The following is a 15033-nucleotide window of genomic DNA, read 5'->3' on the forward strand; positions in this document are numbered from 1 at the left end:
GCGCCGCCGCGGGGACTTACCCTCAGCGGCGCGTAAGGTGCGCTGGCGCTTAGCGTAGGTCTGCCATCAGCACTTTGGAACGACGCTGATAGTTGTACATCTGCTTTTTGCTTTCAGGCAGCGACTCAATATCCACGGGCGTGAAGCCGCGCTCCTGGAACCAGTGGATACTGCGCGTGGTCAGCACGAACAGCTTCTTCAGCCCCATCTGCCGCGCCTGTAGCGCCACGCGCTCCAGCAGCAGCTCGCCGCGTGACGAGCTGCGATAGTCGGGGTGCACCGCCACGCAGGCCATCTCGCCGATTTGCTCGTCCGGGAACGGATAGAGCGCCGCGCAGGCGATGGTCATGTTGTCGCGCTGAATAATGGTGAATTTGTCGATCTCCATCTCCAGCTGCTCGCGTGAACGGCGCACCAGAATGCCCTGCTGCTCCAGCGGACGAATCAGTTCAAGAATCCCGCCGATGTCGTTGATGTTGGCGCGGCGAATCTGCTCGGCCGACTCCATGACAATCTGCGTACCGATACCGTCACGCGAGAACAGCTCCTGCAGCAGTGCGCCATCTTCCTGATAGCTGATCAGATGGCTGCGGCGTACGCCGCTGCGGCAGGCTTTGACCGCGCCACGCAGGAAGCGCACGGTGCCGGAGAGAAAATCACCGTCGCTCTCCATTTCATCAATCCGCGTCTGCGCCTCGTTCGGGAACAGCTCGGAAATGATGGTGCCTTCGCGGTCGGTTACGCCCTGTTCGGAGCAGAAACCGATCATCTTCTCGGCTTTCAGCTTAATCGCCAGCTGCGTCGCCACCTCTTCCGAGGTCAGGTTAAAGCTCTCGCCGGTCACCGAGACCGCCACCGGCCCCAGCAGCACAATGGCATTGTTATCCAGCTGACGATGGATCGCCTCTTCGTCAATGCGGCGGATGCGGCCGCTGTGGCAGTAATCGACGCCGTCATCCACGCCCAGCGGCTGAGCGATGATGAAGTTACCGCTCACCACATTAATATGCGCGCCCTGCAGCGGCGTATTATTCAGGCTCATCGACAGACGCGCCGTAATATCGAGCTGTAAACGCCCGGCCGCCTGCTTCACCAGCTCCAGCGATTGGGCATCGGTCACGCGGGTGTGTTTGTGATAAATCGGCTCCAGCTGCTGCTGCGCGAGGCTGGCATCGATCTGCGGCCGTGCGCCATAAACCACCACCAGGCGAATGCCGAGACTATGCAACAGGCCGATATCGTTAACGATGCTGGAGAAGTTCTCATGCTCGATGGCCTCGCCACCCAGCATGATGACAAACGTCTTGTCACGGTGGGCATTAATATAGGGAACGGTATGGCGAAAACCCTGAACCAGTTCGGTACTGCGTTCCTTCACGGCAAACCCTCTGTGAATGGTTATTCGAAATTTATGTATTTTTATGCTCTTTCGCCGCTTTTTGCAAGCATCGGACCTGACGTTACTTTACGATTTTCCTGATGCAAGCCACGCTAACAGACTGCATTATCTGGTTTTTCCGGCAAGACAAGACATTCCTCATTGAATAAAGTTTTCGCCTTCTGCTCGTCAACTGACGATTTTTTAGACATAACACAGTAGCTGGAGCGGCATGTCCGAAGCTTTTACCCGAAGACGACTTTTACAGGGCGCAGGTGCGCTGTGGTTGCTGAGCGTGACGCGCAGCGGTTTTGCGGCCAGTCAGCACATTGTGGCCGTGCGCATCTGGCCATCCTCGACTTACTCGCGCGTGACGCTGGAATCCAGCGTCGCGCTGCACTATAAGCAGTTCACGCTGAGCAACCCCGAACGGCTGGTGATCGATATCCAGAACCTGCACATCAACAGCGCGCTGAAAGGCATCGATAAGCTGGTGCGGGTGGACGATCCCTACATTAAAACCGCGCGCGTCGGTCAGTTCGATCCCACCACGGTGCGCGTGGTGCTGGAGCTGAAGCGCAGCGTGGCACCGAAAACCTTCACCCTCGATCCGGTCGCTGGTATTCGCCACCGGCTGGTGGTCGATCTCTATCCCAGCCAGTCGTCACAGGAAGAGGATCCGCTGCTGGCGTTACTGAAGGATTACAACCAGGGCGAACTGGAGCGCGATCAACCGGCGCAGGCGCCGCTACCGGGTAAAGCCGGGCGCGATCGACCGATTATTATCATGATCGATCCCGGTCACGGCGGGGAAGATCCCGGCGCGCACGGCAAGTACAAAACGCGCGAGAAAGATATCGTGCTGAAGATTGGACGCTATTTGAAAGCGCTGATCGACAAAGAACGTAATATGAAGGCTTACATGACGCGCAACGAAGATGTGTTTATACCGCTGCGCGTGCGGGTCGCGAAAGCGCGCAAGCAGCGCGCCGATCTGTTTGTCTCAATTCACGCCGACGCCTTTACCAGCCGGGCGGCGCGCGGCTCTTCGGTCTTCGCGCTCTCCACCAGCGGCGCAACCTCGGCCGCCGCGCGCTTTCTCGCCCAGACGCAGAACGAAGCGGATTTGATCGGCGGGGTCAGCATGAGCGGCGATCGCTATCTCGACCACACCATGTTCGATATGGTGCAGCGGCAGACCATCAGCGACAGTCTGAAGTTTGGCAAAGAAGTGCTGACGCGCATGGGCCACATTAACCACCTGCATAAACGCACGGTGGATCAGGCCGGCTTTGCGGTGCTGAAAGCGCCGGATATCCCGTCGATTCTGGTAGAAACGGCGTTTATCAGTAACGTCGAAGAGGAGCGGAAGCTGCGTACGCCGCGCTATCAGCATCAGGTGGCGGAAGCCATTCTGCACGGTATTAAGGCGTATTTTGACAAAGGCGGCGTGCTGGCACGACGTTAGGGCAGGGCGGCAGCGATGCCGCTTTTTACCAGGCGCAGAAACAAAAAAACACCCGTCAGGGTGTTGTGATGTTCTTCGTCAGAAGAAGTGGTTGCGGGGGCCGGATTCGAACCGACGACCTTCGGGTTATGAGCCCGACGAGCTACCAGGCTGCTCCACCCCGCGTCCGTCTGTCGCACTGAGCGACTTTGCACATTGTATTCTTCGTTAAGACAATTGGTTGCGGGGGCCGGATTCGAACCGACGACCTTCGGGTTATGAGCCCGACGAGCTACCAGGCTGCTCCACCCCGCGTCCGTCTGTCGCGCTAAGCGACTTGCCACATTGTCTCTTCATCACGAAGAATTGGTTGCGGGGGCCGGATTTGAACCGACGACCTTCGGGTTATGAGCCCGACGAGCTACCAGGCTGCTCCACCCCGCGTCCGTGGATGCGCACTATACACCGGGCGTATGATGATGCAACCCCTTTTTTGTGTTAAAGCGCTAAATAGACAAACAGTTGCTGAATTATTTGGCCATTGGGCGATTTATTATACAGATGTGAGCGCGCTAGCCTGCGGCAGATTTCATTCTGTCTGCCCCTTTGCTATCGTCGCCGTGCAAACAACCAGCTTAAAAAGAGAAGGTAATGAAAGGACATTGGGCGAAGTATGCACTTACTGGCGCATTTCTGGCGCTGTTAGCCGGTTGTAGCTCTAAGCCGACCGATCGCGGTCAGCAATATATTGATGGCAAGCTGGAGCAACCGCTCGGGCTGGTGAATGAGCCGAACGCCAAAGGGCGTCCGGTCAATGGCCGTGATTTCGGCCTGCAGGTGCAGCAGATCCAGTCGGCGTCGTCCGGTCTGTATGGCCGCAACCTCGGCACTTACAGTGCGATTCAGAACTGGCTGCTCTCCGGCGCCGATACGCGTCAGCTGCGCCAGTTCGGCCTGAACGCCTATCAGATGGAAGGCACCGACAGCTACGGCAACGTACAGTTTACCGGTTACTACACGCCGGTGGTGGAAGCGCGTTATACCCGTCAGGGCGAATTTCAGTATCCGATTTATCGCATGCCGCCGCGTCCGCGCGGACAGAAGCTGCCAAGCCGCGCTTCTATCTATAGTGGCGCACTGGATGAGCGTTATGTGATTGCCTGGAGCAATTCGCTGATCGACAACTTTATGATGGACGTGCAGGGCAGCGGCTATGTCGATTTCGGCGATGGCCGTCCGCTGCGCTTCTTCGGCTACGGCGGCAAGAACGGCTGGGCTTACCACAGTATTGGTAAAGAGCTGATCGATCGCGGTGAAGTGAAGCGCGAAGACATGTCGATGCAGGCGATTCGGCAGTGGGCGCAGGAGCACTCACCGCAGGAAGTGCGCAATGTGCTGGAAACCAACCAGTCGTTCGTGTTCTTTAAGCCGGAAGAGTATGTACCGGTGCGCGGCGCCAGCGCGGTACCGCTGATCGCCAAAGCCTCGGTGGCGTCCGATCGTTCGCTGATTCCCGCCGGCACGGCGCTGCTGGCTGAAGTGCCGCAGCTGAATGAGAAGGGCAAATTCAACGGCAAATATGAGATGCGCCTGATGGTCGCGCTGGACGTGGGCGGCGCGATCAAAGGCCAGCACTTCGATATCTACCAGGGCGTCGGCCCGGATGCGGCGCATCTGGCGGGCTTCTACAACCATTATGGCCGCGTCTGGGTGCTGAAAGCCGCACCGGGAACCGGCCAGCCGCTGTTCAGCAATCCGCAAAACGGCAATAATGGTTCATTGATTATCGGCGCAAATTGATAGGCTGCGCACCCTGGGTTTGTCGGGTGCGCGTCTGCGCATCGTACTAAAAGGTTAGCTATGAAAGTTGTCAGCGACGCCTGGCGCCAGCGATTTGGCGGCACGGCGCGTCTCTACGGGCAGGAAGCACTGCAGCGTTTTGCCGACGCGCATTTCTGCGTCATCGGCATCGGCGGCGTCGGTTCCTGGGCGGCCGAAGCGCTGGCGCGCACCGGCATCGGTAAAATTACCCTGATCGACATGGATGATGTGTGTATTACCAATACCAACCGTCAGATTCATGCGTTGCAGGGGCATGTCGGTCAGGCGAAAACCGAGGTGATGGCGCAGCGTATTCATGCCATCAATCCGGAGTGTGAGGTGATCTGCATCGATGACTTTATCACGCCGGACAATACCGCTGAGCTGATGGCTGCGGGGTTCGACTATGTGATTGACGCGATTGATAGCGTGCGCCCTAAGGCTGCGCTGATTGCCTGGTGCCGGCGTAATAAGATCCCGCTGATCACTACCGGTGGCGCCGGCGGACAGATCGATCCGACGCAGATTCAGGTCAGTGACTTAGCCAAAACCATTCAGGATCCGCTGGCTGCCAAATTGCGCGAGCGGCTGAAAAGTGATTTTGGCGTAGTGAAAAACAGCAAGGGTAAACTGGGGATCGACTGCGTGTTCTCTACCGAGGCGCTGGTGTATCCGCAGCCGGACGGCAGCGTATGCGCTTCGCGCAGCACGGCGGAAGGGCCAAAGCGCATGGACTGTGCCGCCGGCTTTGGTGCGGCCACCATGGTGACCGCCACCTTTGGTTTTGTTGCGGTGTCGCACGCGCTGAAAAAATTTCTCGCGCGCGCGGCGCGTCAGTCTGCCTGATGCGCGCGGGCAGCACGCTGTACCGCCTCAGCCAGCGCCTGTAAACCACTGCTGCGCGAGGCGCTCAGTTGCGCGCGCAGCCCTAAGGTATCAAACAGCGCCAGCGGATCTGTGGCTAACAGCGCCGCGGGTGTTTTTCCTTCCACCGCTGTCAGCAGCACCGCCAGCAATCCGCGCACAATGCGTCCCTCGCTGTCGCCGTAAAAATGCAGCGTACCGTCGGCCCGCTGCTGGCTGCTGAGCCAGACGCGGTTTTCGCAGCCGGACAGCTCAATTTCCGCCGTTTTCAGCGCTTCCGGCAGTGCCGGCAGCTGGCGGCTGAGCTGAATCAGCTGGCGATAGCGATCTTCCCACTGATGAAAATGGGCAAACTTCTCCGTCAGGCTGGCTTCGGTAATCAGATCACCAAACGGATGGGGGGCAAGCAGGGCTGATGTCATTACGTTACTCACTCAGTAAATCCACGGCATGGTGCATGGCGCGCACCAGCGCGTCCACGTCCTGCAGATTATTATAGGGGGCAAATGAGACGCGCAGCGTGCCGCTGACGCCAAGCGCCGCCATCAGCGGCTGGGCACAGTGCTGGCCGGCGCGCAGCGCGATGCCCTGTTCCGCCAGCAGCGTCACGATATCGCTGTGGTGAATACCGGCGATATCAAACGCCAGCAGGCTGGCGCTGCCGCAGCGGAAACTGCGGAAGCCGGGAATAGCGCTGAGTTGCTCTTCGGCAAGGCTGGCCAGCTGCTGGCTCCAGCGTTCGGCTTTTTCCGCATCGTACTGCCCCAGCCAGTCCAGCGCCGCACTCAGCCCGACCACGCCCGCCACGTTCGGCGTGCCTGCTTCAAAGCGCCACGGCACCGGCTGCGGCGTGAAGCCGCTGAAATCGACCTGCGTCAGCATTTTGCCGCCGCCCTGCCACGGCGGCATCGCGTCCAGCAGCTCCGCTTTGCCGTACAGCACGCCAGTGCCCATCGGGCCGTACAGCTTGTGCGCGGAAAAGGCGTAGAAGTCGATATCCAGCGCCTGCACATCCGGCGGGCAGTGCACCACGCCCTGCGCGCCATCCACCATCACTTTCGCCCCGACGCCGTGCGCCAGCGTAATCGCCTGCGCCAGATCCGGACAGCCGCCGGTCACGTTAGACATCTGACCTATCGCCAGCAGCCGGGTGCGCGCGTTGAGCAGCTGCGGCAGCAGGGCGATATCCGGTCGCCGGTCAGCGCCAAGCGGCCACTTTATCACTTTCGCACCGCTGGCCTGCGCCACCATCAGCCACGGCACCAGATTGGCGTGGTGCTCGGCTTCGCTCACCACAATCTCGTCGCCCGGCTGCAGGCGCGGCGCCAGCCAGCTGTGCGCCACCAGGTTGATGGCTTCCGTGGTGCCACGCGTCCAGACGATTTGCCGATCGTCCGCCGCCTGCAGCCAGTGCGCCACGCGCGCGCGCGCCTGTTCATACTGTGCCGTCAGCGCGCGGGCAGCGGCGAACTGGCTGCGGTGGACGGTGCCGCCACTCAGCGAATAAAACTGCGCGGTCGCGTCAATCACCGCCTGCGGCTTCAGCGCGGTGGCGGCGCTGTCGAGATAGACACCCGCATCGCTCAGCGCGGGAAACTGCTGACGAAACTCGCCAGGAGAGAAATGGGTCATACTCAGCTCACTTACTTGGATGTTAGGACCAGGCTGAAAGCCACGCCGTGGCCTGGCAAAGCTGGAAAAGCGCGTTATGCTAATTATTGCAAGGTTTGAACCGAAACCCGCATAACGAATCGGTCTGTTCCAGTCGATCGCTCTGTTTGCTGCCACTGGTCAGCGCACGCGGGTGGTTTAATGCAATCAATCTGCAAGGAGATAGAAGATGAATAAACTCGCCGCAGTGCTGGCCGTGTGCACCATGGCCTTTACCCTGGCCGCCTGTTCCAGCAACTACGTCATGCATACCAATGATGGTCGCACCATTGTTGCGGATGGCAAACCAAAAGTTGACGATGAAACCGGTATGATCAGCTATAAAGATGCCAATGGCAACGAGCAGCAGATTAACCGCTCAGATGTGAAAGAGATGGTGGAAATGGGCCAGTAAGCCCGGTAAGCAGGTAAAAAAAAGCACCGCAATTTGCGGTGCTATTTAAAATCACTATGGACAGACAGGGTAAATCTACAGGAATTAAAAGTTTGATCTGCAATCGTCAGATCAAAATGCAAACACAACATCACGACCACAAGCCAAAAGCTCTCTAAAAGTCTGCGATCTCTCGCACGTTTCCAGAAATCTTTTCGTTCCGGCTCAGGAAGTGCGGCAACTATAGGTATTTGCTGGAGCTTCCTCAACGGACAAATTATAATGTCTCGGATTAAAAAATCTAATACGTAACGACTTTGTATAAGTTGCAGTGTTACGCTGTCAATCCGGGTACGGAAAACCATGTCAAAACGCCTTCCGCCGCTTAATGCTCTTCGCGTCTTCGACGCTGCGGCCCGTCATTTGAGCTTCACCAAAGCCGCTGAGGAGCTGTTTGTGACCCAGGCGGCTGTCAGCCATCAGATTAAATCGCTGGAAGATTTTCTCGGTCTTAAGCTGTTTCGCCGGCGCAATCGTTCGCTGTTATTGACCGAAGAGGGTCAAAGCTACTATCTCGATATCAAAGAGATTTTTTCGGCACTGAACGATGCCACGCGCAAACTGCAGGCGCGCAGTGCCAAAGGGGCTCTCACCGTCAGCCTGTTGCCGAGTTTCGCCATTCAGTGGCTGGTTCCGCGCCTCTCCAGCTTTAATCTGGCTTATCCGGGCATTGATGTGCGTATCCAGGCGGTAGACCGTGATGAGGAGAAGCTGGCCGACGATGTCGACGTGGCGATTTTTTACGGCCGCGGCAACTGGCCCGGTTTGCGGGTAGAGAAATTGTATGCCGAATATCTGCTGCCGGTGTGCTCGCCGCTGCTGCTGACCGGCGACAATCCGCTCAAATCACCGGCCGATCTGGCGCATTTCACGCTGCTGCATGACGCCTCGCGCCGTGACTGGCAATCCTATATTCGTCAGCTGGGCTTGCAGCACATTAATGTTCAGCAGGGGCCGATCTTCAGCCACAGCGCCATGGTGCTGCAGGCGGCGATCCACGGCCAGGGCGTGGCGCTGGCCAATAACGTGATGGCGCAGAGTGAAATTGAGGCCGGACGTCTGGTCTGTCCTTTCAACGATGTCTTAGTGAGTAAAAATGCTTTTTATCTGGTTTGTCATGACAGCCAGGCAGAACTGGGTAAAATAGCCGCCTTTCGGCAGTGGATTCTGGAAAAAGCCGCAACTGAACAAGAAAAATTCCGCTTCCGCTACGATCACTAACGCGTTGCCTGCCGCACAGTGATGTGCGGTTTCACCTTGAGGATAAATGAATGTCCAGTCGTGCCATGTTTATATTTGCCGCCATCAGCGGCTTTCTGCTGGTGGCGTTTGGTGCTTTTGGGGCGCACGTGCTGAGTAAAGCGCTCGGCGCGGCCGAGATGGCGTGGATCCATACCGGCCTTGAATATCAGGCGTATCATACGCTGGCGATTATCGGTATTGGCGCAGCGATGCTGCGTCGCGCCAATATCTGGTTTTACTGGAGTAGCGCCGCGATGGCGCTGGGTATCGTCCTGTTCAGCGGCAGCCTGTATTGTCTGGCGCTGTCGCACCTGAAGTTTTGGGTGTTTGTTACGCCGGTTGGAGGCCTGTGCTTCCTGATTGGCTGGTTTTTGATGTTGATTGGCGCGCTGCGTCTGAAACGAAAGGCAGATCGCCATGAATAAAGTTTTACTCTATTGCCGTCCGGGATTTGAGAAAGAGTGTGCGGCAGAAATCAGTGCCAAAGCAGCGGAACGTGAAATCTATGGTTTTCCGCGCGTTAAAGACGACGCCGGTTACGTGCTGTTTGAGTGCTATCAGCCGGAAGAGGCGGAAAAACTGATCGCCACGCTGCCGTTCGCGGAGCTGATTTTTGCCCGGCAAATGCTGGTGGTGGGCGAGCTGCTGCGCGATCTCCCGCCAGAAGATCGTATTACCCCTATCGTCGGTATGCTGAGCGGCGTAGTGGAGAAGGGCGGCGAGCTGCGCGTTGAAGTGCCCGACACCAATGAAGCCAAAGAGCTGACCAAATTTTGCCGCAAGCTGACGGTACCGCTGCGCGCCAGCCTGCGCGACAGCAAAATCCTGCTGAATTATGAGAGCAATAAACGTCCGGTGGTGCATGTGTTCTTTATCGCGCCGGGCACCTGCTACGTTGGTTATTCGCTGCCGCACAACAACTCGCCGTTTTACATGGGCATTCCGCGCCTGAAGTTCCCGGCCGATGCGCCAAGCCGCTCTACGCTGAAGCTGGAAGAAGCATTCCATGTGTTCGTGCCGGCCGATGAGTGGGACGAACGGCTGGGCAGCGGCATGTATGCGGTCGATCTTGGTGCCTGCCCCGGCGGCTGGACCTATCAGCTGGTGAAGCGCAGCATGTGGGTCTACGCGGTGGATAACGGCCCGATGGCGCCAAGCCTGATGGATACCGGACAGGTTACGCACTGCCGCGAAGACGGTTTCAAATTCCGCCCGCCGCGCAGCAACATCAGCTGGCTGGTGTGCGACATGGTGGAAAAACCGGTGCGCGTCGCCAGCCTGATGACCGAATGGCTGGTCAACGGCTGGTGCCGTGAGGCGATCTTCAACCTCAAGCTGCCAATGAAAAAGCGCTATGAAGAAGTCACGCAGAACCTGGCAATGATGGACGCGGCGCTGAAGGAGAAGGGCGTAAACGCGCAGATCCAGGCGCGCCAGCTGTATCACGACCGCGAAGAAGTGACCGTACATGTGCGCCGGATCTGGGCGGCAGTCGGCGGACGGCGCGACGAACGCTAGTTCTGCTTCATACTTTGCACTATCGCGGCGTTGGCTGCGCCTGCTTCATACTTTGCACTACCGCAGCGTTGGCTGCGCCTGCTCGCCCCGGTCACATACTAATGTATGCTCCCGGGGACTCCCAGGCTTGCCGCCTTGCGCTAGCACAAATTATTTCGCAGATTGGCTGCTTCGTATTAATGCAGGTAACTGCAGGCCGCATAACATTTGTAGCGGCGCGATTCATCGCGCAATAAATTGCGCCGCTACCAAAACCACAACCGGTGTGGAATGGGGCTGAAACCTGCCTGACCAGCTCGGGCTTGCCGTCCTGCGGTGGCACAAATTATTTCGCAGAAATTAGGTGCACCAGCCCGTAGCGGCGCGATTCATCGCGCAATAAATTACGCCGCAACCAAAACCGCAACCGGTGTGGAATGGGACTGAAACCTGCCTGACCAGCTCAGGCTTGCCGTGCTGCTGTAGGGGCGCCATTCATGGCGACCTCAATGACGCGCCGGACCCTGATACCGCAGCGTATTTAAATTCCCCTGCAACACCAAATCCCGCTTCAGCGTTGACACCTGTCGGCACACCTCCGCGATCGCGCGGTGATCGCGTAACTTCTTCTGCCATTTGTCAGGTACCTGATCCAGCTGCTGATACAGCGCCTCGAGCGAACCAAACTGCAGCAGCAGTTCCCGTGCGCTTTTCGGCCCGATGCCGGGCACGCCTGGAATTTTGCTGCTGCTGATACCGCATAAGCCCCAGTAATCCGCCAGCTGGGCCGGCGCGACGCCGAACTCCTGTTCGATAAACGGTACGTCCAGCCAGCGCTTCTGAAAATAATCGCGGATGCGGATGCTCGGCGCCAGCAGCTGGCAGTAACCTTTATCGGTAGAAACGATGGTGGCCTGATGACCGGCGTCGGCCATCTTCACTGCCAGCGTCGCGGCCAGATCGTCCGCTTCATCCTGTTCGGCAACCCAGCAGCTGACACCGCTGGCCTCAAAGGCCGCCTGCAGCGAGGCCATCTCCTGCTGTAAATCGTCCGGCATCGGCGGGCGACCCGCTTTATAGTCCGGCAATAACTGATGACGCCAGCCAGGCTGTCGGTCATGGCTGTCAAACACCGCCACCACGTGCGTTGGTCGCGTGTGGCCCAGCAGCTGATGCAGCGCCGCCACGCAGGCCTCACGACAGGGCGAACCCTGCACCGCGTGCAGGCGGCGGATCAGATTGAGCGCGTCGATAATAAGCAGATGAAGCGACATAGTGATACCGGCAGCCCGCAGGCTGCCTTCCTGATGGGTTATTTGATGATTTCGTAGCAGGGGATGTAAGCGCTGCCGGGCAGCTTCATGCGCTGCTGCGCGACGAAGCCCTGCAGCAGTTCGTCCATGCGGTGCATCAGATCGGCATCACCTTGCAGCTGATACGGACCTTTTTCCCGGATTTCGCGGATCCCCATCTCTTTGACGTTACCGGCCACGATGCCCGAGAAGGCACGCCGCAGATCTGCCGCCAGTTTTTCTGCTGGCTGATTCGGGAACAGCTTCAGGTTGGCCATATTTTCGTGGGTTGGCAGGAACGGCACCTGCAGATCCGGCGCAATGCGAATCGACCAGTTGAAGCTGTAGGCATCGCCGGTTTCGCGGCGGTACTCTTTCACCTGCGGCATGGCTTTCTTCATCAGACGTGCCACTTCCGCAGCATCATCAATGATGATTTTGTAATGCCGGCGCGCAGCTTCACCCAGCGTATTAACGATGAAATCATCCAGCACGCGGAAGTAATCGGCGCTCTCTTTCGGCCCGGTGAGGATCAGCGGCAGCACCTGATCGCTGTTCTGCGGATTCATCAGAATGCCCAGCAGATACAACAGCTCTTCTGCCGTGCCCACGCCGCCCGGGAAGATCACGATGCCGTGCGCGATGCGCACAAAGGCTTCCAGACGCTTTTCGATATCCGGCATGATGATCAGTTCATTCACCAGCGGGTTAGGTGGCTCCGCAGCGATGATCGACGGTTCAGTCAGGCCGATAAACCGGCTGTCGTGATAGCGCTGCTGTGCATGGCCTACCGCCGCCCCTTTCATTGGCGCTTCCATCACGCCCGGACCACAGCCGGTACAGATATTCAGTTCGCGCAGGCCCATCTGGGTCCCGACATTGCGGCAATACTGATATTCGACCGCGTTAATGGAGTGACCGCCCCAGCACACCACGGTGTTGGGATATTCGCCCACGTGCAGCGCGCGCGCGTTGCGCAGAATAGAAAACACCTGATTGGTGATGTGCGCGGAGTCGGTGACGTCCTGATTTTGTAAACGATCCGCCGCTGAGAGCTGACCGTTAACAAACAGAATATCGCGCAGTACGGCAAACAGGTTCGCCTGCAGCGAACGGATAATCCGGCCGTCAACAAACGCCTCTTCCGGCGGGTTGATCAGCTCCAGTTTCACGCCGCGCTCGCGGCGCAGCACGTTGATGTCAAAGTTTTCGAAGCGGGAAAGCAGTTCGTGGCTACTGTCGGTCTGGCTGCCGGAGTTGAGTACCGCCAGCGAGCAGTTGCGAAACAGCTGGTAGAGATCGCTGCTGGCAGTACGCTTCAGCATGTCGACTTCCAGCTGGGAGAGCAGATCCATTGAGCCAAGCGGGCTGATATGTGTAATCAAGAGAACTCCTTTACACGCAAATGCGTGACTGATGACGCTGCGCTTAACCCGTTGAGCGCAGTGACGAAAATCCTTCGGTAAGCACGCTGTCGCCCTCGCGCCTGTACCAGAGTACCGTTGTCGGCCGCGAATGCTCAAGTGGAACCGCGCATCCGTGCGGCGGCCTGCGAGACATCTCGCAATCTGCTACTGGCGCACCAGGCGGGAGTAGCCCGGCATGAAGGGGACATTGCTGCGCCACGGATTGATATCCAGCCCGCCGCGCCGCGTGTAGCGCGCGTAGACGGTTAATGCTGCTGGCTGACAAAAGCGCTGAATATCGTTAAAAATACGCTCGACGCACTGCTCGTGAAACTCATTGTGCTGGCGGAACGAAATCAGATAGCGCAGCAGCGCTTCGCGATCGATACGCGGGCCCTGATAGCGAATCATCACCGAGCCCCAGTCCGGCTGATTGGTGATCAGACAGTTCGATTTCAGCAGATGACTGACCAGCGTCTCTTCAACCACTTCGCTGCCCGTTGCGCTGGCGAGGTAATCGGCGTTAAAGCCGTAATCGCTGATGGTGATATCCTGCTCGTCGATGACATCGCCAGCGAAGTGCCCGATCGGCTGACCTTCCACTTCGCTCAGGCGAAACAGCGCCACGCTGACCTGGCCGTTAGCGCAGGCGCTGAGATCGCGCTCCAGCGTTTGCCGCACGGCGCCCCAGTCGGCGAAAATCGTCTGGTTAAAGCTGTTAAGATAGAGTTTGAAGCTTTTGGACTCGATCAGATTCACGCTGTCGGCGCTTAGCACCACTTCGCCGACCGCGACCTGCGGCACGCCTTTGCTGTTAAGCCAGGAGAGTTCATACAGCGTCCAGATATCTGCGCCGTGGAACGGCAGGTTATCGGGATAAAGCCCGAGCGGCTCGCGATTCAGGCTGCGCGGCACCGCCTGCAGCAGCGTGTTATCGTAGCGATCAATATACGCGGTGGGCTTACCCAAAGTCAGGCCGCTCAGCGCCGTATCCCGGTTTTCAGAAGACATAACGGTTACCACTAAAATCCATCAAAGAGAGTCAGTGTAACCGATCACCAGCGAGAAGATGAATGATGCAGCAAACCGCAGAGGCCCTGCGCGATTTTACCGCCCGTTATGTAGCGCACTGGCAGCAGCAGCACGGCCATTTTCCCGCCAGCGCAGAGCTGTACGGCGAGCCGTCGCCCTGCATCATCAGTGAACTGGATGAGCGCGTTCTGTGGCAGCCGCAGGACTTTACCCTGCCAGCCTCGCTGGCAGCCGTTGAGCGCGCACTGGATATTCAGCTGCAGCCGGACCTCACCACGTTCTATACCACACAATTTGCCGGCGACATGCACGCGCAGTTTGCACAGCAGTCGCTGACGCTGCTGCAGGTGTGGAGCGAGGACGATTTTACCCGCCTGCAGGAGAACCTGATTGGTCATCTGGTGATGAAGCGCCGTCTGAAACAGAGCCCCACGCTGTTTATCGCCACGACAGATTCGGAGCAGGATGTTATCGCGGTGTGTAATCTGACCGGCGAGGTGATTGTGGAGCAGCCGGGTACGAAGAAGCGGCAGAAACTGGCGGTGGATATTCAGACATTTCTTAATGCTTTACAACCGGTTAGTTCCTGAGTTGCAGACTTTTCTCGCAGCCCATGTAAGAGATCTCTCACAACTGTTGTGCGAGATCGCCAGAACATTACGCAGACTTCCGGAAGTCCGCAATGTAAAAATATTGTGAATCATGCAGTTATGGCATCAATCCGAAAATACAGACATGGCTTAATCGTTTAACGGCGCTTACTGACTTGTTATTGCGATGGTTTCTGCCAGAATAGTCACCACTGGCAGGAAGCCACGGATTGAGAGACGTTCAGGAGAATGTCAGCCAGGCGGCAGGAACGTAACGGAGTTTACGTCACAGGGAAGGCTTCAGGATGAAGCAGGACACTCCGGAGTGAGTAAAGGACACCTCCAGGATGGAGAATGAGA

General features: G+C 57.9%; 14 protein-coding genes and 3 tRNA genes. 8 read left to right on the forward strand and 9 right to left on the reverse strand.

Annotation, left to right across the window (positions count from 1 at the left end; all coding sequences use genetic code 11):
- Positions 1 to 49 precede the first annotated feature (49 nt).
- Complete coding sequence (gene argA, locus H7K56_RS21275; RefSeq protein WP_021506712.1) at positions 50 to 1378, reverse strand: amino-acid N-acetyltransferase; 1329 nt, start codon at positions 1376 to 1378, stop codon at positions 50 to 52.
- A gap of 232 nt (positions 1379 to 1610) precedes the next feature.
- Here argA and amiC point away from each other — a divergent pair, with 232 nt between their 5' ends.
- The gene (gene amiC, locus H7K56_RS21280) at positions 1611 to 2846 is read left to right on the forward strand and encodes an N-acetylmuramoyl-L-alanine amidase AmiC (protein WP_104093652.1); all 1236 of its coding nucleotides are present in this window, start codon (positions 1611 to 1613) and stop codon (positions 2844 to 2846) included.
- Positions 2847 to 2934: 88 nt separating this feature from the next.
- On the opposite strand, the gene H7K56_RS21285 is transcribed toward amiC, so the two are convergent.
- The 3 genes from H7K56_RS21285 to H7K56_RS21295 form a co-directional block, all read right to left on the reverse strand.
- Positions 2935 to 3011 (reverse strand) — tRNA-Met (locus tag H7K56_RS21285).
- 52 nt (positions 3012 to 3063) lie between these two features.
- Positions 3064 to 3140 (reverse strand) — tRNA-Met (locus H7K56_RS21290).
- 52 nt (positions 3141 to 3192) lie between these two features.
- Positions 3193 to 3269 (reverse strand) — tRNA-Met (locus tag H7K56_RS21295).
- A gap of 207 nt (positions 3270 to 3476) precedes the next feature.
- Here H7K56_RS21295 and mltA point away from each other — a divergent pair.
- Together mltA and tcdA are read left to right on the forward strand one after the other, a co-directional pair.
- Positions 3477 to 4625, forward strand: a complete 1149-nt coding sequence (mltA, locus tag H7K56_RS21300) for a murein transglycosylase A (protein WP_021507388.1) — start codon at positions 3477 to 3479, stop codon at positions 4623 to 4625.
- Between the two features lie 60 nt (positions 4626 to 4685).
- Positions 4686 to 5492, forward strand: coding sequence for a tRNA cyclic N6-threonylcarbamoyladenosine(37) synthase TcdA (gene tcdA / locus H7K56_RS21305; protein ID WP_021507387.1), 807 nt, complete (start codon positions 4686 to 4688; stop codon positions 5490 to 5492).
- On the opposite strand, the gene csdE is transcribed toward tcdA, so the two are convergent.
- Positions 5480 to 5932, reverse strand: coding sequence for a cysteine desulfurase sulfur acceptor subunit CsdE (gene csdE / locus H7K56_RS21310; RefSeq protein WP_021507386.1), 453 nt, complete (start codon positions 5930 to 5932; stop codon positions 5480 to 5482). The two genes, tcdA and csdE, sit on opposite strands and share 13 nt — an antisense overlap.
- Before the next feature lie 4 nt (positions 5933 to 5936).
- Positions 5937 to 7142: a cysteine desulfurase CsdA gene (gene csdA, locus H7K56_RS21315; protein ID WP_104093651.1), complete on the reverse strand. Its 1206-nt coding sequence runs from the start codon at positions 7140 to 7142 to the stop codon at positions 5937 to 5939.
- A gap of 208 nt (positions 7143 to 7350) precedes the next feature.
- Between csdA and H7K56_RS21320 the strand changes: the two genes are divergently transcribed.
- From H7K56_RS21320 to rlmM, 4 genes are all read left to right on the forward strand, one after another.
- The gene (locus tag H7K56_RS21320) at positions 7351 to 7575 is read left to right on the forward strand and encodes a YgdI/YgdR family lipoprotein (protein WP_010616412.1); all 225 of its coding nucleotides are present in this window, start codon (positions 7351 to 7353) and stop codon (positions 7573 to 7575) included.
- 342 nt (positions 7576 to 7917) lie between these two features.
- The gene (locus H7K56_RS21325) at positions 7918 to 8835 is read left to right on the forward strand and encodes a transcriptional regulator GcvA (protein WP_010616414.1); all 918 of its coding nucleotides are present in this window, start codon (positions 7918 to 7920) and stop codon (positions 8833 to 8835) included.
- Between the two features lie 50 nt (positions 8836 to 8885).
- Positions 8886 to 9281: a DUF423 domain-containing protein gene (locus tag H7K56_RS21330; protein ID WP_021507384.1), complete on the forward strand. Its 396-nt coding sequence runs from the start codon at positions 8886 to 8888 to the stop codon at positions 9279 to 9281.
- Positions 9274 to 10374 (forward strand): 23S rRNA (cytidine(2498)-2'-O)-methyltransferase RlmM, encoded by a 1101-nt coding sequence (gene rlmM, locus H7K56_RS21335; protein ID WP_021507383.1) that lies wholly within the window; start codon positions 9274 to 9276, stop codon positions 10372 to 10374. The genes H7K56_RS21330 and rlmM overlap by 8 nt, the downstream gene beginning before the upstream one ends.
- 485 nt (positions 10375 to 10859) lie before the next feature.
- Here the strand turns inward: rlmM and xni are convergent, their stop codons facing one another.
- The 3 genes from xni to queF form a co-directional block, all read right to left on the reverse strand.
- Positions 10860 to 11627: a flap endonuclease Xni gene (xni, locus tag H7K56_RS21340; protein WP_150361113.1), complete on the reverse strand. Its 768-nt coding sequence runs from the start codon at positions 11625 to 11627 to the stop codon at positions 10860 to 10862.
- A gap of 38 nt (positions 11628 to 11665) precedes the next feature.
- Positions 11666 to 13030 (reverse strand): nucleotide 5'-monophosphate nucleosidase PpnN, encoded by a 1365-nt coding sequence (ppnN, locus tag H7K56_RS21345; protein WP_021507381.1) that lies wholly within the window; start codon positions 13028 to 13030, stop codon positions 11666 to 11668.
- 186 nt (positions 13031 to 13216) lie between these two features.
- Entirely contained in the window at positions 13217 to 14062 is an 846-nt protein-coding gene (gene queF / locus H7K56_RS21350) for an NADPH-dependent 7-cyano-7-deazaguanine reductase QueF (RefSeq protein ID WP_150361114.1), read from the reverse strand.
- A gap of 62 nt (positions 14063 to 14124) precedes the next feature.
- On the opposite strand from queF, the gene syd reads away from it, so the two are divergent.
- Positions 14125 to 14673: a SecY-interacting protein gene (gene syd / locus H7K56_RS21355; RefSeq protein ID WP_150361115.1), complete on the forward strand. Its 549-nt coding sequence runs from the start codon at positions 14125 to 14127 to the stop codon at positions 14671 to 14673.
- Positions 14674 to 15033 lie beyond the last annotated feature (360 nt).

The organism is Pantoea dispersa, from assembly GCF_014155765.1.
In the GTDB taxonomy this organism is placed as follows: Bacteria; Pseudomonadota; Gammaproteobacteria; order Enterobacterales; family Enterobacteriaceae; genus Pantoea; species Pantoea dispersa.